Source organism: Pseudomonas sp. EA_65y_Pfl1_P113 (genome assembly GCF_963970525.1).
Taxonomy (GTDB): Bacteria; Pseudomonadota; Gammaproteobacteria; order Pseudomonadales; family Pseudomonadaceae; genus Aquipseudomonas; species Aquipseudomonas tritici.
Map to the genome: position 1 here is coordinate 15081 of NZ_CAXAQM010000026.1, position 21583 is coordinate 36663.

Genomic DNA, 21583 nt, shown 5'->3' on the forward strand with positions numbered 1-21583 from the left:
TGTCGGCTGCAATCTATTCGCTTGAGTGCAATGAACAGGTTTGCGCGGGCCCGCTTAATGCCCCATCAACTTATTTATGCCATCGGGTTTGTCGTGAACGCCAAAGCGATCCACGATCGTGGACGTAGCCTGGTTCATCCCGATGACATCCACGTGAACCCCTTCTCGGCGTAGCTTGAGCACGACCTTGTCGAGCGCAGCGACTGAAGTGATATCCCAAAAGTGGGCCTCTCGAAGATCGATGGTCAGGGTCTCCAGCCGTTCCTTAAGGTCGAACGAATGAGTGAACCTGTCCGCTGAGCCAAAAAACACCTGGCCTGTGACGTAGTAAGTGCGATGGGCATGTGCGGGGTCACGCTGAGAAGTGACCTCCAGGTAATGTCCGATCTTGTTGGCGAAGAACATGGCGGCCAGCAAGGTGCCTGCGACAACGCCGTAGGCCAGGTTATGGGTCGCGACGACCACGACCACAGTGACCAGCATCACGATGTTCGTTGAGAGCGGATAGTCTTTGAGATTGCGGATGGAGTCCCAACTGAAGGTGCTGATGGAGACCATGATCATCACGGCGACCAACGCGGCCATCGGTATGCGGGCGAGCCAGTCGCCCATGAAGATCATCATGATCAGCAGTGAAACGCCTGCACTCAGCGTAGACAAGCGGGTTCGTCCGCCAGATTTAACATTGATCATCGACTGCCCGATCATCGCGCACCCTGCCATGCCGCCAATGAGGCTGCTGGTGATGTTGGCGATACCCTGGCCTTTGCATTCACGATTCTTGTCGCTGCTCGTGTCTGTCAGGTCGTCGACGATGGTTGCTGTCATCATCGACTCCAGCAAACCGACCACTGCCAGCGCGGCAGAGTACGGCAGTACAATCATCAGTGTTTCAAGGTTTAGCGGCACGCTTGGCCACAAGAATATCGGCAGACTATCAGGCAGCGAACCCATGTCGCCTACCGTATGTATATTCAGGCCCATGTAGATCGAAATCGCCGTCAGCACGATGATGCATACGAGCGGCGAGGGGAGCAGTTTTCCTACGGCCGGCAGCCTTGGGAACAGGTAAATAATCGCCAGTCCGCCAGCAGTCATGGCGTAAACAGGCCAGGTTACCCCGGTGAGTTCTGGCAGCTGCGCCATGAAAATCAGGATCGCCAAGGCGTTAACGAAACCTGTGACGACTGATCGCGATACGAAGCGCATCAGCTCGCCCAGCCGCAAATAGCCCGCGATGATTTGAAGTACGCCGCATGTCAGCGAGGCGGCGAGGAGGTACTGAAGGCCGTGATCCTTGACCAGGTTGACCATGAGCAATGCCATGGCGCCGGTGGCCGCCGAGATCATTGCCGCACGCCCCCCAACAAACGAGATCACAGTGCAGATACAGAAAGAGGCATAAAGGCCAACCTTTGGGTCGACGCCGGCAATAATAGAAAAGGCAATAGCCTCTGGAATAAGGGCCAGTGCGACAACGAGGCCCGCGAGAACATCGGCTCGGATATTCGACAGCCAAGCGACTTTGAACTTTTCAAACATTGATTCACCCATGGCAGGTACCACATCCCGCGCAGCGGTGGGCGCTGAGCAGTGCGTGTGTATCTGTCTTCAATTGAGTTGTGGAGTGGCTGCGGCCAAAAAAGCGGGCGCGGCAAAATACGACCGCAGCTAGGAGGCGGTCAGGGTCGTGCGAGGGGGCGGTGCGCTATGGCGGCGTAGGCAGCCAGTTGGAACGGGGCAAGGTAACTCCTTTGGCGTGTCGTCGATAGACCACAGGATACTAACCGGCAGTTGCGCACGCGCACAACCGATAGGCGGGCTTGCACGAACGTATCATGTAGAATACGCCCATGGGTGTCACCGCAAAACGCGGGAGGGCAGGTTTAATTCAGCGCAGGTCGGGCCGCCGCGCGGAGTGGCTGTGCCTATGAGCTTGAAATCTTCACGTCCGGATAAAACCCACGGCCATCGTGAATCACGCGACACGCGTGCTTTTTTCTCCCGATTCCTGGCCGCGGAATCCGCGGGTGGCCTGATACTCATGGCCGCTGCTTCGATAGCACTCCTCGTCGCCAACTCCCCGTTGGCAGACATTTACTTCTCGTCACTGCACGTAAAAGTCGTTGGCCTCTCGATTGAGCACTGGATCAATGATGGCCTGATGGCTGTCTTTTTCATGTTGGTCGGGTTGGAGATCAAGCGTGAAATGCTGGTTGGCCAATTATCGAGCTGGAGCCAGCGCGCACTTCCAGGGTTCGCCGCGGTAGGCGGTATGCTGGTGCCTGCTTTGATCTACATTGCGGTCAACTGGGGCAATGCCGAAACCTTGGGGGGGTGGGCTATTCCTGCAGCGACCGATATCGCGTTTGCCTTGGGCGTACTGTCGCTGCTCGGTAAACGTGTGCCCATTTCGTTGAAAATCTTTCTATCCGCGCTGGCGATTCTTGATGACCTTGGCGCCGTACTGATCATCGCCCTGTTTTACACCAGCGGCTTGTCGGTCAGCATGTTGCTGGCCTCACTGAGCGTTATTGTGTTCCTGGTGATGCTCAACCGATTCGGTGTGACCCGGCTCTGGCCTTACCTGATAGCGGGCGGTCTGCTGTGGTTCTTTATGCTTCAGTCGGGTATCCACGCGACCCTGGCAGGTGTCATTCTCGCACTGTGCATTCCGATGCGGGCGGCGAGCAGCGAGCGCAAATCGCCGCTCATCCACTTGGAAGAAAAGCTGCACCCGTGGGTCGCTTTCGCCGTTGTGCCCATCTTCGGTTTTGCCAATGCGGGTGTCTCTCTTGCCGGTATCTCGCCCAATAACCTGATCGACCCGGTACCTCTGGGAGTAACGCTTGGGCTATTGTTAGGCAAGCAAATTGGCGTGTTTGGTTTGGCTGCGCTGGCGATTCGCGCAGGGCTGGCCAAGCTGCCTGAGCAATGTGATTGGTCTCAGCTGTACGGTGTAGCGCTGCTGTGCGGCATTGGTTTCACAATGAGCCTGTTCATCGGGGCGCTGGCCTTCCCGGATAACCCGCATTTGGTCGATGAGGTGAAGGTTGGCGTGCTTATGGGCTCTATTCTTTCCGCTGTCCTCGGTGTGGCTGTTCTTTTGAAGGCTAAACGTTAATCCTGAGCTTATCTGTCCGTTGATAACTGCATGGGGGGATGAGCATCCAGTCGCGCCGAGGGGTTCAGGCATCACGAAGGCTGCTGTTCGATCAATTTTTTGGCCTTGAGATGCTCCGAAAACAAATCCAGAATTAAATGATTTCCTGCTCCGGCAAGAAAAGCCACTCTGGTGAGTGGCTTTTTTTGCCTGCGATTTATGAAATAGACGCTTAAGTGTCTTTTTTGTAAACGCCGTCAGTCGCAAGCAGTATCTGAGCCATTTCACCTGTTAGGCGTCTTATAGAACAACGGACTATTTTTAAAGCCAGGCAAAGGTTGATAGCATCAAGCCACCCTTTTTGAGTGTCCGCAATGTCTCGTTCTTACAACCGTAGAGTGATGCTGGGCCTCGTTTTGATGCTATCAAGCACGATCACCCTGGCTGCCAATACGCCTTGTTCAGGTCGCAAGGGTGGGATTGCGGGCTGTGATGGTGACGCGTTCCTGTGCAACGACGGCTCCATCAGTGCTTCGAAAAAAAGTTGTCCGGCCTACATCGGCAATCGCCAGGCACGGCCCGCGTTGCAACCGCTGCAAGATCTTAAAGATAGCTGCGGCTGCGGCAGTGGTGCTTACTGCACCGGACCAAGGGGTGGGGTTTACTGCCTCACGCCTTCCGGGCAAAAAAGTTATCGGCGTCGTTGACATCATCGCCTGCGCTTACCGATGTCGATATCAGACCAATCCCTGCCGCTTTCAGGCTGTTTTCAGTGAAGTCAGGCCGCGTAAGGTGACCCATCATTAAGAAATGATGATCGCCTGACCCTTCAGTCAGTACGCCCTGACGTCGATCACCGAGAACAACAAAAACAATGAATAGCCTGAATTCCAACGATTCGAACGGCCAGTTGGCGCAGGGCTTCAAGCCGCGTCATGTCACCATGCTTTCCATTGCGGGCATTATCGGCGCGGGGTTGTTCGTCGGTTCCGGACACGCGATCGCCGCGGCTGGGCCGGCGGTGCTGCTGGCCTATCTGTTCTCCGGCACGCTGGTGGTGCTGGTTATGCGCATGTTGGGGGAGATGGCGGTGGCCAACCCCGATACGGGGTCATTCTCGACCTATGCCGACCAGGCCATCGGCCGCTGGGCCGGGTTCACCATCGGTTGGTTGTACTGGTGGTTCTGGGTGCTGGTGATCCCCATCGAAGCCCTGGCCGCCGGGCATATTCTCAACCAGTGGTTCCCACAGATCGACGCTTGGCTGTTTGCCTTGCTGTCGATCTTTTTGTTGGTGGTCACCAATCTGTTCAGCGTGTCCAAGTACGGTGAGTTCGAGTTCTGGTTCGCCATGGCCAAGGTAATTGCGATCATCGGCTTCATCGGTCTGGGCTTCGCGGTTTTGATGGGCTGGATTCCCGAGCGGGAGGCCAGTGGGTTGAGCCGGTTGATGGAGGAACATGGCGGTTTCGCGCCCAACGGGCTGTCGGCAGTGGTCGGGGCTTTCATCACGATCATGTTCAGTTTCATCGGTACCGAAGCGGTTACCATCGCGGCGGCCGAATCCAGTAACCCGGCGCAGAACATCGCCCGGGCCACGCGCTCGGTGATGTGGCGCATCGGCGTGTTCTATCTGTTGTCGATTTTCGTGGTGATTTCCGTGGTGCCATGGAATGACCCGCTGTTGGCGTCTGTAGGGTCGTATCAACGGGCACTGGAGCTGATGAACATTCCCCACGCCAAACTGCTGGTTGATGGGGTGGTGTTGATCGCCGTGGCCAGTTGTATGAATTCCTCCATCTACATCGCCTCGCGCATGCTGTTTTCCCTGGGCAAGCGGGGCGACGCACCCCAGCTGATGAGGAAGACCTCGGCGGCGAGCGTGCCAAGGGCGGCGGTGATCGCCAGCACGATCCTGGGCGCGGGAGTGACCCTGTTCAGCTACTTCGCGCCGGCCGGGTTGTTCCAGTTCCTGCTGGCCAGCTCGGGCGCCATCGCCTTGCTGGTGTACCTGGTGATCGCCATTTCCCAGTTGCGCATGCGCAAGATCCTACGACAGCGCAACGTCACGCTGACCTTCCAGATGTGGCTGTTTCCGTGGCTGACCTGGTTGGTCATTGCGTTCATCTGTACCGCATTGACGGTGATGCTGGTGACCCCCGAGCACCGTTCTGAAGTGTCCTCGACAATCGGCCTGGCCTTGATAATTTCCCTGATCGGCTTGCTCACCGCGCGGCAGCCTGAACGCGCGCAAAAAACAGTGGCCGCAGCTTCGCAGCCATGAGTGCCCGTCCTGTCAGCAGCATCGTTTTCGTGCTGCTGGACCAGTTCACCTTGATGTCACTGGCGGCTGCAGTCGAGCCGTTGCGCATGGCCAATCAGCTGTCTGGCCAGGAGCTTTACAAGTGGCATACCGCGAGCCCGGACGGCAACCCTGTGTGGGCCAGTGACGGCGTGCCCATCACGCCTGACGGTTCGATACTCGGCGTGCTGCCCGCCGACATTGTGATTGTCTGTGGCGGCATCGGCATCCAGGGCACCGTGACTGGCGAACTGGTCAAGTGGTTGCGCGGCCAGACGCGTTACGCCAAGCGATTGGGCGGTATTTGTACCGGTAGCTTTGTGTTGGCGCGGGCCGGCTTGTTGGATGGCTATGAATGCAGCGTGCATTGGGAGTGGTTGGCCGCCATGCAGGAGGCCTTCCCACGGGTGACTGTCAGTTCCAGCCTGTTCAGCCTCGACCGGGACCGTCTCACCAGCTCGGGCGGTACCGCGCCCTTGGACATGATGCTGCACTTGATCGGTCGGGATCACGGGCATGAGCTGTCGGCGGCCATTTCCGACATGTTTGTGTACGAGCGGATCCGCAACGAGCAGGACCATCAGCGCGTGCCCCTCAAGCATATGCTGGGCACCCAGCAACCCAAGTTGCAGGAAATCGTGGCATTGATGGAGGCGAACCTGGAGGAACCGATCAACTTGGACGAGCTGGCCGCGTATGTCGCGTTGTCGCGTCGCCAGCTTGAGCGCATGTTCCAGAAGTACCTGCACTGTTCGCCTTCGCGCTATTACCTCAGGCTGCGGCTGATCCGTGCGCGGCAGTTGCTCAAGCAGACACCCATTTCAATCGTGGAATTGGCCGTGCTTTGTGGCTTTGTGTCCACACCGCACTTTTCCAAGTGCTACCGCGAATACTTCGGCGTACCGCCCAGCGATGAGCGTTCAGTCACGGACAGCGAGCGATCCGTCGTGCTCAAGCCGGTGCTGCACACGTTGCCTGCGCCCGCGCCCATGAACGTGTTGGAGCAGGCGCGGGGCGAGGCAACGTTTGCCAGCGTGAAGAACCTGAAGTCCTGAATTCAGCGCATATGCAGGATGATCGGGCTGCTGCTCGCCGGGTCGGTATGCCCGCGCAACTTGCCCACCGCCTTCGCCTCAACCGCACCGCCGTTATTACCCCAGGTGCCGCGCACGTAGCTCAGCACCTCAGCGATTTCCTGGTCGGACAATTGCTCGCGAAACGCCGGCATGCGGTAGGCGTCGGGAACGCCGGCGGCGACCACACGTTGCGAGCCGTTGAGGGTGATGTTGATCGCGGAGGCGCTTTCCTTGGCCAGTGCCGACGTGGCGCCGGCCAGTGGCGGCATCCACTCGGGCTGGCCCTTGCCGTCCAGGCCATGGCACGAGGCGCAACGGGTCGCGTAAGTGCGGGCGCCGGGGACGTCCTGGTTCGTGCTCACCGCCTGATACTGCCAGGGCGTGCCGTCGCGCTGCGGGTCGCCAGGCAGCGACTTGAGATAGCGCGCGATGGCGGCCAAGTCGTCGTCCTGCATGAACTGCGTGGAATTGTTGAAGGCTTCGGTCATTGAGCCATAGACCACTGCATGCGCGTTACGCCCGGTCTTGAGGAACTGCACGATCTGCGGCTCAGTCCAGCGTCCCAGCCCGGTGTTGGGGTCCTGGCGCAGGCTCGGTGCGTACCAGCCGTCGAGCAGGGCGCCGGCGAGGAACGGCTTGCCGGATTCATCCAGGGCTTTTTCGTTAAAGGCCAGGCCGCGTGGTGTGTGGCAGCTGCCGCAGTGGCCGGGGCCTTGAACGATATAGGCGCCGCGGTTCCACAGTGCGTCCTGGTCTGGCTTGGCTGCATAGGTGGCAGTGGGGGCGAACACGCCATTCCACAGCGCGATCGGCCAGCGCATATTCAGCGGCCAGGGAATATCGCTGGGGATATTCGGTTGGTTGGCCGGCTGTATACCCTGCATGAAGAACGCGTACAGCGCTTTTATATCGTCATCGCTGAGTTTTACGTAGGACGGGTAGGGCATGGCCGGGTACAGCCGTCGCCCACCCGGCGCCACGCCATGGCGCACTGCGCGGTCGAAGTCAGCCAGGCTGTAAGTGCCGATCCCGGTGTTTTTGTCCGGCGTGATGTTGGTGGCGTGAATCGCCCCCAACGGCGTGGCCATTTCCAGCCCCCCGGCGAACGGTGCCTTGCCTGCCAAACTGTGGCAGGCCACGCAATCGCTGAGGCGGGCGACATACTCGCCACGGCTGACCAAGGCGGGTTCGAAGCTGGCACCCGCCTGTTCCTGTTCGAACGCAGTAGCAGGTTCACGGGTGACATACCAGGCCAGCAGGCCTGCGGCAGCCAGGCAGGGCAGCGCCAGCCAGCCTGCGGTTCTTGCGAATCGACGGTTGTTCATGGGCGTTTCCTGAGGGTCAGCTGAAAGTGTGTCGGCTCAAGGGCAGGCTGCGCACGCGCTGGCCCGTCAACTGCTCCACCGCATTGGCCACGGCCGGTGCCACGGCGGGCAACGGCGGTTCGCCGATACCGCCCATTTTTTCGCCACTCTCGACCACCCGTACATGCACCCGCGCCATCTGTGCGGGCGCCAGGATCGGGTACAGGTCGTAGTTGCGCGCCCGTGGTTTTCCATCCACGTACACCGCTTCTTCCAGCAAGGTCTGGGACAAGCCCAACGCCACGGCACCATTGACCTGCGCCTCGACAATCGCCGGGTTGACGATGCTGCCCGGGTCGATGGCCTGCCAGATATCGTGCACCTTGACCTTTCCATTCTCGATGGACACTTCGGCGATCGCTGCCGTGTGGGAGCCGAACGGTGAGGCCATGGCCACGCCGCGAGCGCGTCGGGTGCCGTCCTCGGCGGTGAAGGGGCCACGCTTCCAGCCACCGGACAATTCACCCGCCGCTCGCAGCAACGTGGTCAGCCGTGGGTTGTCGCGCAGCAGATGCAGGCGCAGCTCATAGGGATCATGTCCGCCTTTGTCCGCCAGTTCGTCGAGAAACGACTCATAGAAGAAGTCGTTGAGCGAGTTGCCCACCGAACGCCAGTAGCCGAGCATGGGCGCGCCTTTGACGTAGATCTGCGCGATGCGTTTGTTGGGAATGGTGTAGGGCTTGCCCGACAACCCTTCGAGGGCCGTGGGGTCGATTTTATCGCCCTGCTTGCCGGCCAGCGCTTCGGTCGGGCCTTCGGTCGCGCTGACCGCTTCGATGGCCACCGGGAAGCCTTTGTCATCCAGCGCAGCGCGGAACTTGACCACGGCCAGCGGGCGCAGCACGTCGCGCAGGAATTCTTCTTCACGGCTCCAGATCAGCTTGATCGGACGCCCCACGGCCTTGGCCAGCGCAATGGCCTGGGGGAAGGGATTGGCGGAGTCATACAGAAAGTGCCGCCCAAAAAAGCCGCCCAGCAGTGGCGAGTGCAGGTTGATTTTGTCGAGGCCGAGGCCGGTGCGCTTGGCGATGTCGGCGCGGAACATGTCAGGCGCCTGGTTAGGCAGCCAGATCTCCAGGGTGCCATCGGGGTTGAAGCGTGCGAGTGCCGACGGCGGCTCCAGTTGGGCGTGGTTGAGGTATTGGTTGTGATACGTCGCTTCGATTTTGGTCTTGGCGCCTGACAAGGCGGCGGCCACGTCACCTTCGTTTTCGTCGTCACGGGCCGGGCCTTGCTGGGCAGCGAGGAAGTCGCGGTGCTTGTCGCTGGAGAAGTCTGCCGGCATGACGCGCAGTGTCGAGTCCGCAGCCGCTTCTTGCCAGTCGACCTGGACCGCTTCAACCGCACGCTTGGCGTGCCACCAACGTTCAGCCACTACCGCCACGGCGCCGGGCAGCACGTGCACCGAATGCACGCCTTTCATGGCTTCCACTTGCGGCTGGTTACGCACACTGCCCACGGTCATGCCCAGGCGTGGCGCATGCTGGACCGCCGCGTGAAGCATGTTGTCGACTTTCAGGTCGATGCTGTATTGCGCCTTGCCGGTGGATTTGTCATAGGCATCCAGGCGTTTGACCGGCTTGCCGATCCAGCGGAACTGGCTTGGGTCGCGCAGCGTGACGCTGGCCGGGTCGGGCACTGGCATGTCCAGAGCGCGACTGGCCAATTCGCCGTAGCCCAACGAACGGCCGGAAGCCGTATGTACCACCCGGCCAGGCTGGGTGGTCAGTTCGGCAACCGGTACACCCAACTGCGCGGCACCGGCTTGCAGCAGCATCGCGCGGGCGAGGGCGCCCAGGCGGCGCATGGTCGGGTAGCTCATGCGCACCGACATGCTGCCGCCGGTGATGCGCAGGCCGTTGTCCATCACCACATACGCTTCGCCGGGTGGCGCGGCTTCGACGATGAACGTGGCGGGGTCGGCATCCAGCTCTTCGCCGACAATCTGCGCCATGGCGGTGTGGGTGCCTTGTCCGCCTTCCATGAACGGACTGAGCAGGCGCACCGTGCCGTCCGGGCGAATTTCAAGAAACGCTGGCACCTGAGTGCCCCGTTCTGCGGCGTTGGCCGTGGCCGCCTGCACCCTCGACGAGCCAAGCGGCAGGCCGAAACCGATCACCAGCGCGCCCACCGCCGTGCTCGCCAAGAAGCGGCGGCGCGACAGGTTTACCGGTGCCTCGAGCAGTTCATTGAGGATGTTCATCAGACGCTCTCCTGCTTGGCCAGTGCGTCGACCGCCGCATGGATGGCGTTATAGGTGCCGCAACGGCACAGGTTGATCATTGCCGCATCAATCTGCGCTTTGCTAGGGGCGGGGCTGTGTTTGAGCAGCGCAGTCGCGGCCATTACCTGCCCGGACTGGCAATACCCGCATTGCGCCACCTGATACTCGACCCAAGTCGCGACCACGCGCTTGCCCACCTCATCGTCTTCAATCGCTTCGATGGTGGTGATTTCACGCCCGACCACTCCGGCCACTGGCGTGACACACGAGCGCACCACATTACCGTCCACCAGCACCGAACAGGCCCCGCACTGGGCCAGGCCGCAGCCGTATTTGGTGCCGGTCAGGCCCAGGTCGTCGCGGATCACCCACAGCAGTGGCGTGTCAGCGTCGGCTTCGACCTGATAGGTTTTCTGGTTGATTCGTAATTCCATGGCTCACCTGCTGATCATCGGTGTATGCGGCCATTTTTAGTATGAGCTTGCGGCGGCCGCTTATTGTCGAACTCTAGACCACGGTGCAAGGGCTATCTATCCGAAATCCGAGAAGTCGGAGGATCAGGCAAGTATTCAAGAGGATTGAGCTAGCGTGCCTGATCCCATTCTTGACGGACCGCACTGCGAATTCCGTCCAGCAACATTGCAAACGCTGGGTTGTCGTTGTTCTCGCGCCAGATCAAATGCAGCTCACTCTGCGCCCCTTCGCCCAAGTCGATATCGCGGAACACCACGTTCTTGAACACCACACTGCTGGCGCAACGTGGCACCAATGCCAGGCCCATGCCGGCATTGACCAGCGCGAGGATGGTCAGGGATGACCCCAGCCACTGCACAAACTCCGGCGCCACGCGCGCTGAGCGCAGCAGGCCGGTGAGCAGTTCGTTGAACGGCGGGTAGGCCGAGTGGGCGTACATCAGGAAGGGCTGGGCGTCCAAGTCGTGCACGCTGACCGTCTCGGCATTGGCCAGCCGATGGCTGCTGGGAACTGCCAGCACGAAGGGCTCGCGCACCAGGCACTCGGTGGCGTAGCCCGGCTCCAGCAGCGGCGCGCGGACGATCCCCAGGTCGATCCGGCGGGCGCGCAGCGCTTCATATTGCTGGTAGGTGTTCATCTCTGACAGGTCGATCTTCACCTGGGGCTGCCGGAGCCGCGCCTCGGCGATCACGCGTGGCAAAAACTCGTACACCGCGCTGCCGACGAAGCTGATATTGACCGTGCCGATATCGCCCTCAGCGAAGCGACGCGCCGTCACCGCCGCTTGCTGGGCACGCTCCAGCAAGTTCTGCGCCTCGATAAAAAATGCGCGGCCGGCGGCGGTGAGGGCAACGCTGCGGGTGGTGCGGGCAAACAGTTCGACCCCCAAGTGATGTTCCAGCAATTGGATCTGTCGACTGAGCGGCGGCTGGGTCATGTTCAGCCGTTCGGCCGCCCGCCTAAAATTCAGCTCGGTGGCCACAGTGGTGAAGCAACGCAGTTGAGTGAGTTCGAACATTGATCTAATCCAGGTATCAATCGGATGCCAAGTTAGATTAGACGGGATCAATGCCCGACGTCCATGATCAACGCGTCCCTAAAAAAACAATGATTGGGAGTTGCCCTTGGACACTGTTCAGAATCCGCCAGACCCGACCGTGCTCGCCCGTGCGGCCACCAAGGTCAAGCGTCATGTACTGCCATTATTTGTGGTGATGTTCATCGTCAACTACATCGACCGGGTCAACATCGGCTTTGTGCGCAGCCATTTGGAGATCGACCTGGGCATTGGCGCGGCCGCCTACGGCCTCGGTGCCGGTTTGTTCTTCATTGGCTACGCGATCTTTGAAGTACCGTCCAACCTGCTCCTGCAGCGCTACGGCGCAAGGGCCTGGCTGACGCGCATCATGTTCACCTGGGGCGCGGCCGCGATGGCCATGGCCTTCGTCAAAGGTGAAACCAGTTTTTATATCCTGCGCTTTGCCCTCGGCGCCGCCGAGGCGGGGTTTTTCCCCGGTGTCATCTACTACTTCACCCAGTGGCTGCCAGCCTCCGAGCGTGGCAAGGCGATGGCGATTTTCCTCAGCGGCTCTGCGATTGCCTCGGTGATCTCAGGCCCGGTGTCGGGGGCCTTGCTGCACATCAATGGGTTTAGCCTGCATGGCTGGCAGTGGATGTTTCTGATCGAAGGGTTTGCCTCGATCGTGCTCTGTGGCTTTGTATGGTTCTGGTTGCAGTCCCGTCCCGATCAGGCGACGTGGCTCAGCGCAGAGGAAAAACACGCGTTGGTGAGTGCCATCGAGGCGGAACAGCTAGCGCGTGAAGCCGTCCGGACTGTCCGGCCCTCGATGTTCAAGCTCCTCGCCGACAGACAGATCGCGCTGTTTTGCTTTATTTACTTTTCCATCGCCCTGACCATCTATGGCGCCACCTTCTGGCTGCCCAGCATGATCAAGAAAATGGGCAACCTGGGCGACTTCCAGGTGGGCTTGTTCAATTCGATTCCCTGGTTGATTTCCATCGTCGCCATGTACGGTTTCGCCGCCCTCGCCAGCAAATGGAAACATCAGCAGGCGTGGGTTGCGCTGATGCTGGTGATCGCCGCCTTCGGTATGTTCATGTCTACTACCGGCGGGCCGGTGTTTGCCTTTGTCGCCATCTGTTTTGCCGCGATTGGCTTCAAGGCCGCCTCTGCCTTGTTCTGGCCAATTCCCCAGGGTTATCTGGATGCCCGGATCGCCGCGGCGGTGATTGCCTTGATCAATTCGGTCGGCAACCTGGGAGGCTTTGTCGCCCCCACCACCTTTGGTTTGCTGGAACAGACCACCGGCTCCATCGAAGGCGGGTTGTATGGCCTGGCCGCTACCTCCCTGGCGGCGGCGGTGGTGGTGTTTTTTGCGCGCACCGCACCACGGGGCACCGTGCCCCCCACACCGACTACACATCAGCGCGCCTCGCGTCCAGGCCCACAGGGAGCAGCCTCTTGAAAATCGTCCGCGTTACCGTCACGCCCATCGCCTTTCGCGACCCGCCGCTGCTTAACGCCAGCGGTATCCACGAAGCCCTCGCACTGCGCTCGATCATCGAGGTCGAGAGCGACACCGGCTACATCGGCCTTGGCGAAAGCTACGGCGATGCCCCGGCGCTGGCGATCCAGCAACAGGTGCAGCCGCAACTGATCGGCCTCGATCCCTTCAACCTGAACGGGCTGCGTGCGATCGTCCAGGCCACGGTGGCCGCGCACAGGCCCGTGAGCCTCAGCGGCGCAGAACTGGCGCCGGGCTCCCACGCCAGCAAGGCCGTGAGCAATGCCTATTCGGCGTTCGAAGTGGCCTTGCTCGATCTGCAGGCCCACGCCTTGAATGTGCCACTGGTGGATTTGCTCGGTGGGGCTCTCCGCGACCGGATTCCGTTCAGTGCGTACTTGTTTTTCAAGTACGCCGAACACATCGACTCGCCCTACAAGCCTGACAGCTGGGGCGAAGCGCTCAACGAACAGCAGATCGTCGCCCAGGCCCGGCGGATGATCGAAGCCTACGGCTTCAAAAGCATCAAGCTCAAGGCCGGCGCGCTGGAACCGGAACATGAGGTGCGGTGCATCAAAGCGCTGAAAAAAGCCTTCCCCGGCGTGCCGCTGCGCATCGACCCGAATGGCAATTGGTCGCTGGAAACCTCGATTCGCATGGCTGAACTGCTGGGCGATGACCTGCAGTATTACGAAGACCCGACCCCGGGCCTGGAAGGCATGGCCGAGCTGCACAAACGCACCGGCTTGCCCCTGGCGACCAATATGGTGGTCACCGATTTTGACGAGTTCCGCCGCAGCGTTGCCCTGGACAGCGTGCAGATCGTCCTCGCTGACCATCATTACTGGGGCGGCCTGCGCGACACCCAGGTGTTGGCGAAGATGTGCCAGACCTTCGGCCTGGGCGTGTCGATGCATTCCAACTCACACCTGGGCATCAGCCTGATGGCGATGGCCCATGTGGCCGCGTCGGTGCCCAACCTTGATTACGCTTGCGACACCCATTACCCCTGGCAGGAGCCGGACGAGGAAGTCATCAAGGGCGGCAAGGTGCCGATTGTCGATGGCTGCGTGACGATCACCCGTGCCCCGGGGCTGGGCTTGGAACTTGACCATGACCAACTGGGCAAGCTGCATGAGCAGTACCTCAGTTGCGGCATTCGCCAGCGCGACGACGTAAAACAGATGCAGCGTTACCAACCGGATTGGAAGGCTGTGAAACCGCGTTTCTGAAGCTGGTCGCTTCGCTTTGCCCGGCAACACACGTGTGTGTTGCCGGGCTTTTTTTCAGCCAAAATCTTCTTCGAAGTGTTCCTGTTCGCCTCGCGTATCACTCTGACGACGCAGTACTTCCATCTGGCGCAGTTCCACCCGGCGGATTTTCCCGGAAATGGTCTTTGGCAGTTCGGTCACGAATTCGATACGCCGCACCCGCTTGTAGGGCGCCAGATGTTCGCGGGCGAAGGCGAGAATATGCCGGGCCAGTTCGGCGTTGCCGGGGGCGTCATGGGCCAGGATCAGGAAGGCCTTGGGCACGGCCAGGCGCAATGGATCGGGGCTGGGCACCACGGCCACTTCCATCACTGCCGGGTGCTCGATCAGCGAGCTTTCTAGCTCGAATGGGCTGATGCGGTAGTCGGAGGCCTTGAACACATCGTCGGCGCGACCGACAAAGGTGATGTAGCCGTCGGCGTCGACCTGCGCGGTGTCGCCGGTGCGGTAATAACCGTCACGCATGACTTCTGCAGTTTTTTCCGGGCTGTCTTCGTAGCACAGCATCAGGCCGAGCGGGCGCACGTCCAGGGGCAGGGCGACTTCGCCTTCATTGGCGGGGTTGCCATCCGGGTCGAGCAGGGCCACTTGATAGCCCGGCAGCGGTCGGCCCATGGAGCCTGGCTTGAGCAACTGCCCGGGCGTGTTGCCCACCAGTGCAGTGGTTTCCGATTGGCCGAAGCCATCACGCAGCGGCAACCCCCAGGCCTGCTGGATCTGCTCGATGATTTCCGGGTTCAGTGGCTCACCGGCGCCGACCAGTTCGCGCAGGTTCAGGCGCGATTTGTAGCTGGCCAGATCTTCCTGAATCAACATACGCCACACGGTGGGCGGCGCGCACAGGCTGGTCACGCCGTAGCGTTCCAATGCACTGAGCAACGCCGGCGCGCTGAACCGCGCGACGTTATGGATAAAGATGCAGGCGCCGGCGTTCCACGGCGCAAACAGGCAGCTCCAAGCATGCTTGGCCCACCCCGGTGAGGAAATATTCAGGTGCAGGTCGCCCGGTTGCAGGCCGATCCAGTACATGGTCGACAGGTGCCCAACGGGATAGCTCTGGTGGCTGTGCAACACCATCTTCGGTTTTGATGTGGTGCCCGAGGTGAAATAGAGCAGCATCGGGTCGGTGGCCAGGGTGCGGCCTTCGGCTTCAAACTGCTCGGGATATTCACAGGCGGCGCTGTGTGGGAACCAGCCGGCAGGCGCCGAACCCACGCAGATGCGGCTGCAGCCTTCAGCCAGCCCGGCGAATTTGCTCACATGTGCCTCGCCGACCACCAAGTGACGAACCTGCCCGCGCTCAATACGGTCACGCAGGTCGTCGGCATTCAGCAGGGCGGTGGCGGGGATGACCACTGCACCGAGCTTGAAGGCGGCGAGCATGGTTTCCCAAAGCGCCACATCATTGCCGAGCATCAGCAGTACGCGATCACCGCGCCCAACCCCGAGGGCGCGCAGGTGGTTGGCCACTTGGTTGGAACGTGCGGCCAGTTGCTCGAAGCTGTAGCGCTGCTCGCGGCCGTCTTCCTCGACGATCCACAGCGCATTGGCCGCATTGCCCTTCGCCATGGCGTCGAAATAGTCCAGGGCCCAGTTGAATTCGCCCAGTTGCGGCCAACGGAAATCCCGTACGGCGGTGGCGTAGTCGGTGCGGTGAGCGAGCAGAAAATCCCGAGCGGCCAGGAAGGGCTGGATCATGGTGGCTGTCCTTAATTATTGTTGTGGGACTGGCCCTCGGCTGAACCGAGAGGCTGGACCGAGTATAGGCACGCATAAATCAGAGAAGAACGCCCAAAAATACCGGTGCGTTGTGCAAAAAAGTCATGCTCGTCCTTCCAACATGACGGTGCCTACGCGCAAGCGATGGCCGTTAATCAAACCTGAACCCACCTGACAGTTTTTCCTTGAGGAAGCCCACCAATGCCGTCACCGACTTGGGCACATGCGGTGAATACGGTCGGATCAGGTAGATCTCATCGGCAAACGCGCCCTTGAGCGTCCAGCCCTTGAGCACCTGTACCAGCTTGCCGCTGGCCAATGCGGCATGGGCGCTGAAGTCCGGGAGCAGGGCGATGCCCAGATGGTTGAGGGCCGCATCGCGCAGGGCTTCGCTGTTGTTGGTGGCAAAGCTGCCGGCGATGGGCACGGTAAGGCGCTCGACGTTTGTGCTGCCGCGCTCAAAGGTCCACGCCGGCTGGTCGGTGCCGCGCGGGTAGAACAGGCAGTTGTGGGCTGACAGGTCGCCAGGCTCACGGGGTTCGCCGTGGCGTTGCAGGTAATCGCGGGTGGCGACCAACACCGAGCCGGTGTCGCACAGCTTCCACGCCACGTGGGTTTCCGGCACCTGGAAGCCGTGGCGCACGGCGAGGTCGTAGCCCTCGGCTGCCAGCGAGCTCAACGCATCCGACACATCCAACTGGATACGTACTTGCGCAAACTGCTGCAGGAATTCCGCCAGGTGTGGCACCAACTGCTGCCTGGCGAAGGCCACCGGCGCGGTCAAGCGCACCAATCCACGAATCTCGCCGGCAGAGTCGCGCACCGACGAGAAGCTGCGCGCGATCTGCTCATAGGCACTGCGGACCTCCCGGGTCAGCGACAGCCCGGCATCGGTGAGCCTTACGCTGCGCGTCGTTCGCGTGACCAGCCGCGTACCGGTGGCTTTTTCCAGGTCCGAAATGCGCTGGCTGACGGCGGACTTACTCACCCCCAGGCGAGCGGCTGCGGCGGTGTAGGTGCCTTGTTCTTCCAGCACCGACAGCCAGTGAATGTGGGTCCACAGCCCTTCGATCTCAGACTTTTCCATGCGGGTATTGTTCGCGTTTATGGACAATAAGTTCTGGATTCTGCTCTGGTTTGGAACAAACCGAAAGCCTATCGTGTGTCCCAACGCTACCCACCTGGGATCTACTGCCATGACTAAAACAATCGAGCACTACATCAACGATCAGCGCGTGTCCCGCGACGATCGCTATCAGGACGTCTACAATCCGGCCACCGGCGAAAAGACCGGCCGCGTCGCCCTGGCCAGTCGCCAGACCGTGTCCGAAGCCGTCGCCGCCGCCCAGGCTGCCTTCGCCGACTGGGCCGACACCCCGCCAATCCGCCGCGCCCGCGTGCTGTTCGAATACCTGCACCTGCTGCGTGCACGCAAGGATGACCTGGCGCGCATCATTGTCGCCGAGCACGGCAAGGTCTTTACCGACGCCCAGGGTGAAGTCGACCGTGGCCTCGATATCCTCGAATTTGCCTGTGGCATTCCGAACTTGCTCAAGGGCGAACACTCCGACCAGGTTTCCCGTGGCATGGACAACTGGACCCTGCGCCAGCCGCTGGGCGTTGTAGCCGGTGTTACACCGTTCAACTTCCCGGTGATGGTGCCGATGTGGATGTACCCGATCGCCATTGCGGCGGGCAATACCTTCATCCTCAAGCCAAGCCCGACCGACCCAAGCGCATCGTTGTTCATGGCCGAACTGCTGCGTGAAGCCGGCTTGCCCAAGGGCGTGTTCAACGTCGTGCAGGGCGACAAGGAATCGGTGGACGCGCTGATCGAACACCCGGACGTCAAGGCCGTGAGCTTTGTTGGCTCCACGCCGATTGCCCAGTACATCTACGAAACCGGCGCGCGTAACGGAAAGCGTGTGCAAGGCCTGGGCGGCGCCAAAAACCACATGGTGGTAATGCCCGACGCGGATATTGAAAAAACCGTCGACGCCCTGATGGGCGCCGCCTACGGCAGTGCCGGCGAACGCTGCATGGCCATCTCCGTCGCCGTGCTGGTGGGTGATGTGGGTGACAAAGTCATCGCCGCCTTGACCGAGCGTGCCAAGCAACTGCGCATCACCGACGGCCGCGACCTCAAGGCCGAAATGGGCCCGATCGTGTCCCGCGCGGCGCTGGAGCGTATCAGCGGCTACATCGAACAAGGCGTACAGGCCGGTGCGCAACTGCTGCTCGACGGGCGCGACTACGTGCCCACCGAAGCGGGCCTGGAAAACGGCTTCTGGCTCGGCGCGACCTTGTTCGATCACGTGACCCAAGAGATGAGCATCTACCGTGAAGAAATCTTCGGCCCGGTGCTGGCGTGCGTGCGCGTAAGTGACTTCGCCGAAGCGATCAAACTGGTCAACGACCACGAATTCGGCAATGGCGTGAGCTGCTTCACCCGCGATGGCAATATTGCCCGCGAGTTTGCACGGCGGATTGAAGTGGGCATGGTCGGCATCAACGTACCGATCCCGGTGCCGATGGCATGGCACGGGTTCGGCGGCTGGAAGAAGAGTTTGTTCGGCGACATGCATGCGTATGGCACGGAGGGTGTGCGGTTTTACACCAAGCAGAAGTCGATCATGCAGCGCTGGTCGGAGAGCATCGAGCAGGGCGCGGAGTTTGCGATGCCGGTGTCGAAGTAAGGTTGAACAGATGCTGTAGGACCCAATGTGGGAGGGGCTTGCCCCTCCCATTTTTTTTTGCCCGCACAAGGGTTGACGTTTTGGTGAATGCCGAATACTGTATATAAACACAGTGTTTAAGCGCTGATCGAACCTCACACGGCAATCTCAGTCCTGCCAACACTGTGTGCAAGTTAACGGATTAACTTGATGCACCCGCTCGTCATAGCGAGCTGTTTTTATTTTAGAGAGGGAACTCATGTCGTATCCAGAAAGCAAACTCACCGGTTTGACCGGTTTCGCCCAAGCGGCAAAAGTGACAGGTGGCTGGTCGGGTCCCGTGGTCAGCATCACTACGCTCGATCAACTCAAGGCCAATATTGGCGACACCACCCCGCGGGTATTGGTGATCAACAGTAATCTCTCGGCCTCGCGTCTCACCAAAGTGACGATGGGCGCTAACAAGACCCTGATCGGCTCATTCCAGAATCGAACCTTGGAAAATATTCACCTGCGGGCAACGGCGCAGTCGCAGAACATTATTCTGCAGAATATTATTTTCAGGCATTCGGCGACTATCAAGGCCAATGACGATATCCAGGTCTATCTGAACTACGGCAGCAAGTACTGGATTGACCATTGCTCTTTCGTCGGGCACAGCTGGTCTACCACTGACGGCAGTGAAGATAAACTGTTGTATATCGGCGAGAAAGCCGACTATGTCACCCTCAGCAACTGCTTCTTTGGCAGTCACAAGTATGGGCTGATCTTCGGTCACCCGGCGGATGACAATAAGGCAGAGTTCAACGGGTACCCACGCCTGACGGTGTGCCATAACCGCTTCGAGGATATGGAAGTGCGTGCGCCGGGCTTGATGCGTTACGGATACTTTCATGTTTATAACAACTACATCAATAACTTCCACCTCGGTTTTACCCTGGCGCAGAACGCCAACATCCTTTCTGAAAGTAACTACTTTGGTGAGGGCAGTCAAAACAACGGCATGTTGGATGACAAGGGGACTGGGACGTTCACTGATACCAACAGTGTTCCACCGATCACCAACCAGAAGTCACCAAAGGCGCAATGGACGGCCACTTCCAACTACGCCTACACCTTGAAAACCGCAGCCCAAGCCAAAGACTTTACGCAGAAGAATGCCGGAGCCCAGTCCGGTGCGCTGGTATTCGGTAGTTGATTAGCTAGCTTTCTAGTTGGTTGGCATAGATTGCAAGTGCCACTGTATTTATATCAAGGATATAAATACAGTGATGGCCTTTTTAATCTAAATAATTCTTCACGCTGCGATAGGTGGGTGGCCATGTTAAACCTGGTTCCGCACTTCAGGGCCAACGACGGCTCATTCTTTTCAGTCACAGCAAAGTTGCTGGCTGTTATGTGTTATTCAATCTTCGCTTGTCACGTAAGCATCAGTAAAAGGACATCATCATGAAACATGCGAATCACGCACCTACTCGCTGGACACGGGCCGATGCGCTAAAAGTTAATGAAAATGACCCGACGACCACACAGCCGTTAGTGAGTCCTGACTTTCCTGTCATGAGTGACACTGTATTCATTTGGGACACCATGCCATTGCGTGAGCTGGATGGTACGGTTGTATCGGTCAATGGCTGGTCGGTGATCTTCACCCTGACCGCCGACCGTCGCCCTCATGATCCACAATTCATCAACGCCGATGGCCGTTACGACATCAAGCGCGATTGGGAAGACCGCCATGGCCATGCGCGTATCTGCTATTGGTACTCGCGCACCGGCAAGGACTGGATCTTCGGCGGCCGGGTCATGGCCGAAGGGGTTTCGCCGACCACGCGTGAATGGGCGGGCACACCTATCCTGCTCAATAACAACGGTGACATTGACCTGTATTACACCTGTGTAACGCCGGGTGCCACCATTGCCAAAGTCAGGGGCCGGGTGGTCACTTCCGACACCGGTGTCGAGCTGCAAGGCTTCACTCAGGTCAAGTCATTGTTTGATGCAGACGGCACCTATTATCAAACCGAAGCGCAGAATGCGACCTGGAACTTTCGCGATCCAAGCCCGTTTATCGATCCAAATGACGGCAAGTTGTACATGGTGTTTGAGGGCAATGTTGCCGGCGAGCGCGGGACTCACGAAGTGGGGCCGAATGAACTGGGCCTGGTGCCGCCAGGGCATGAAGATGTCGGCGGGGCACGTTATCAGGTTGGCTGCATCGGCATCGCCGTGGCCAAAGACCTCAACGGTGACGAGTGGGACATTCTGCCGCCCTTGGTGACTGCTGTTGGGGTGAACGATCAAACCGAACGCCCGCATTATGTGTTCCAGGACAACAAGTACTACTTGTTCACCATCAGCCACAAATTCACCTACGCGGATGGCGTGACGGGTCCGGATGGCGTCTACGGTTTTGTCGGCGATCATCTGTTCGGCCCCTACACGCCGATGAACGCCTCGGGGCTGGTGCTGGGCAATCCGCCTTCGCAGCCGTTCCAGACGTATTCCCACTGCGTGATGCCCAATGGCCTGGTGACTTCCTTTATCGACAGCGTGCCCACCAGCGGCGATGACTACCGCATTGGCGGCACCGAAGCACCCACTGTGAGGATTGTATTGAAGGGCGATCGCTCGTTTGTGCAGGAGGCTTATGACTACGGTTACATCCCGGCGATGCGCGATGTTGTGTTGAGCCAGTAACTGACTAAAAAGCCACTCTTCGGAGTGGCTTTTTTACGGCTGTTTTTCATGCAGGCGCTGTTGATGGCTTAAGACACTCGAGGGGGGGATCACAGGCTCGCCATTGATGCCAGCAATTAAACGCGACACGTCTTACTGGCGCTTTACGAA

The 21583-nt window shown here is 59.8% G+C and carries 16 protein-coding genes; 9 read left to right on the top strand and 7 right to left on the bottom strand.

Features of this window, described 5'->3' with window-relative positions; all coding sequences use genetic code 11:
• Positions 1-54: 54 nt before the first annotated feature.
• Positions 55-1542: a SulP family inorganic anion transporter gene (locus AACY52_RS20895; protein ID WP_339428062.1), complete on the bottom strand. Its 1488-nt coding sequence runs from the start codon at positions 1540-1542 to the stop codon at positions 55-57.
• 388 nt (positions 1543-1930) lie between these two features.
• Here AACY52_RS20895 and nhaA point away from each other — a divergent pair, with 388 nt between their 5' ends.
• The 4 genes from nhaA (at position 1931) to AACY52_RS20915 (ending at position 6460) form a co-directional block, all read left to right on the top strand.
• Positions 1931-3124 (top strand): Na+/H+ antiporter NhaA, encoded by a 1194-nt coding sequence (gene nhaA / locus AACY52_RS20900; protein ID WP_339419396.1) that lies wholly within the window; start codon positions 1931-1933, stop codon positions 3122-3124.
• Between the two features lie 380 nt (positions 3125-3504).
• Positions 3505-3810, top strand: coding sequence for a hypothetical protein (locus AACY52_RS20905; RefSeq protein ID WP_339419505.1), 306 nt, complete (start codon positions 3505-3507; stop codon positions 3808-3810).
• 167 nt (positions 3811-3977) lie between these two features.
• Positions 3978-5387 carry a GABA permease gene (gene gabP, locus AACY52_RS20910; RefSeq protein ID WP_339419395.1) on the top strand — a complete coding sequence of 470 codons (1410 nt, stop codon included), beginning with the start codon at positions 3978-3980 and terminating at the stop codon, positions 5385-5387.
• Positions 5384-6460, top strand: a complete 1077-nt coding sequence (locus AACY52_RS20915) for a GlxA family transcriptional regulator (protein WP_339428061.1) — start codon at positions 5384-5386, stop codon at positions 6458-6460. Before gabP ends, AACY52_RS20915 begins: the two co-directional genes overlap by 4 nt.
• A 2-nt stretch (positions 6461-6462) precedes the next feature.
• Here the strand turns inward: AACY52_RS20915 and AACY52_RS20920 are convergent, their stop codons facing one another.
• The 4 genes from AACY52_RS20920 to AACY52_RS20935 form a co-directional block, all read right to left on the bottom strand.
• Complete coding sequence (locus tag AACY52_RS20920) at positions 6463-7806, bottom strand: cytochrome c (RefSeq protein WP_339419391.1); 1344 nt, start codon at positions 7804-7806, stop codon at positions 6463-6465.
• Positions 7807-7822: 16 nt separating this feature from the next.
• A complete protein-coding gene (locus AACY52_RS20925; RefSeq protein WP_339560749.1) occupies positions 7823-10048 on the bottom strand; it encodes a molybdopterin cofactor-binding domain-containing protein in 2226 nt (741 codons plus the stop codon).
• The gene (locus AACY52_RS20930) at positions 10048-10503 is read right to left on the bottom strand and encodes a (2Fe-2S)-binding protein (protein ID WP_339419389.1); all 456 of its coding nucleotides are present in this window, start codon (positions 10501-10503) and stop codon (positions 10048-10050) included. Before AACY52_RS20930 ends, AACY52_RS20925 begins: the two co-directional genes overlap by 1 nt.
• A gap of 149 nt (positions 10504-10652) precedes the next feature.
• On the bottom strand, positions 10653-11561 hold the full coding sequence (locus AACY52_RS20935) for a LysR family transcriptional regulator (RefSeq protein WP_065876275.1): 909 nt from the start codon (positions 11559-11561) through the stop codon (positions 10653-10655).
• Positions 11562-11667: 106 nt separating this feature from the next.
• Here AACY52_RS20935 and AACY52_RS20940 point away from each other — a divergent pair, with 106 nt between their 5' ends.
• On the top strand, positions 11668-13029 hold the full coding sequence (locus tag AACY52_RS20940) for an MFS transporter (protein ID WP_339419386.1): 1362 nt from the start codon (positions 11668-11670) through the stop codon (positions 13027-13029).
• Positions 13026-14300, top strand: coding sequence for a glucarate dehydratase family protein (locus tag AACY52_RS20945; protein ID WP_339419384.1), 1275 nt, complete (start codon positions 13026-13028; stop codon positions 14298-14300). Before AACY52_RS20940 ends, AACY52_RS20945 begins: the two co-directional genes overlap by 4 nt.
• 54 nt (positions 14301-14354) lie before the next feature.
• On the opposite strand, the gene AACY52_RS20950 is transcribed toward AACY52_RS20945, so the two are convergent.
• Both AACY52_RS20950 and AACY52_RS20955 read right to left on the bottom strand, forming a co-directional pair.
• Positions 14355-16037, bottom strand: a complete 1683-nt coding sequence (locus tag AACY52_RS20950) for an AMP-binding protein (protein ID WP_339428059.1) — start codon at positions 16035-16037, stop codon at positions 14355-14357.
• A 172-nt stretch (positions 16038-16209) separates the two neighbouring features.
• Positions 16210-17145, bottom strand: a complete 936-nt coding sequence (locus tag AACY52_RS20955) for a LysR family transcriptional regulator (protein WP_339419381.1) — start codon at positions 17143-17145, stop codon at positions 16210-16212.
• Between the two features lie 109 nt (positions 17146-17254).
• On the opposite strand from AACY52_RS20955, the gene AACY52_RS20960 reads away from it, so the two are divergent.
• The 3 genes from AACY52_RS20960 to AACY52_RS20970 all read left to right on the top strand — a co-directional run bounded on the left by AACY52_RS20960 (position 17255) and on the right by AACY52_RS20970 (position 21433).
• Positions 17255-18754: a CoA-acylating methylmalonate-semialdehyde dehydrogenase gene (locus AACY52_RS20960; protein ID WP_339436246.1), complete on the top strand. Its 1500-nt coding sequence runs from the start codon at positions 17255-17257 to the stop codon at positions 18752-18754.
• Between the two features lie 238 nt (positions 18755-18992).
• The gene (locus tag AACY52_RS20965) at positions 18993-19931 is read left to right on the top strand and encodes a pectate lyase (RefSeq protein WP_339419379.1); all 939 of its coding nucleotides are present in this window, start codon (positions 18993-18995) and stop codon (positions 19929-19931) included.
• Between the two features lie 251 nt (positions 19932-20182).
• Positions 20183-21433: a glycoside hydrolase family 68 protein gene (locus AACY52_RS20970; RefSeq protein ID WP_339419378.1), complete on the top strand. Its 1251-nt coding sequence runs from the start codon at positions 20183-20185 to the stop codon at positions 21431-21433.
• Positions 21434-21583 lie beyond the last annotated feature (150 nt).

Coding starts and splice junctions, on each gene's coding strand:
- AACY52_RS20965 (WP_339419379.1), top strand. CDS start 18,993: ATGTCGTATCCAGAAAGCAAACTCACCGGTTTGACCGGTTTCGCCCAA.
- gabP (WP_339419395.1), top strand. CDS start 3,978: ATGAATAGCCTGAATTCCAACGATTCGAACGGCCAGTTGGCGCAGGGC.
- AACY52_RS20895 (WP_339428062.1), bottom strand. CDS start 1,542: ATGTTTGAAAAGTTCAAAGTCGCTTGGCTGTCGAATATCCGAGCCGAT.
- AACY52_RS20915 (WP_339428061.1), top strand. CDS start 5,384: ATGAGTGCCCGTCCTGTCAGCAGCATCGTTTTCGTGCTGCTGGACCAG.
- AACY52_RS20970 (WP_339419378.1), top strand. CDS start 20,183: ATGAAACATGCGAATCACGCACCTACTCGCTGGACACGGGCCGATGCG.
- nhaA (WP_339419396.1), top strand. CDS start 1,931: ATGAGCTTGAAATCTTCACGTCCGGATAAAACCCACGGCCATCGTGAA.
- AACY52_RS20935 (WP_065876275.1), bottom strand. CDS start 11,561: ATGTTCGAACTCACTCAACTGCGTTGCTTCACCACTGTGGCCACCGAG.
- AACY52_RS20950 (WP_339428059.1), bottom strand. CDS start 16,037: ATGATCCAGCCCTTCCTGGCCGCTCGGGATTTTCTGCTCGCTCACCGC.
- AACY52_RS20955 (WP_339419381.1), bottom strand. CDS start 17,145: ATGGAAAAGTCTGAGATCGAAGGGCTGTGGACCCACATTCACTGGCTG.
- AACY52_RS20920 (WP_339419391.1), bottom strand. CDS start 7,806: ATGAACAACCGTCGATTCGCAAGAACCGCAGGCTGGCTGGCGCTGCCC.
- AACY52_RS20925 (WP_339560749.1), bottom strand. CDS start 10,048: ATGAACATCCTCAATGAACTGCTCGAGGCACCGGTAAACCTGTCGCGC.
- AACY52_RS20930 (WP_339419389.1), bottom strand. CDS start 10,503: ATGGAATTACGAATCAACCAGAAAACCTATCAGGTCGAAGCCGACGCT.
- AACY52_RS20960 (WP_339436246.1), top strand. CDS start 17,255: ATGACTAAAACAATCGAGCACTACATCAACGATCAGCGCGTGTCCCGC.
- AACY52_RS20905 (WP_339419505.1), top strand. CDS start 3,505: ATGCTGGGCCTCGTTTTGATGCTATCAAGCACGATCACCCTGGCTGCC.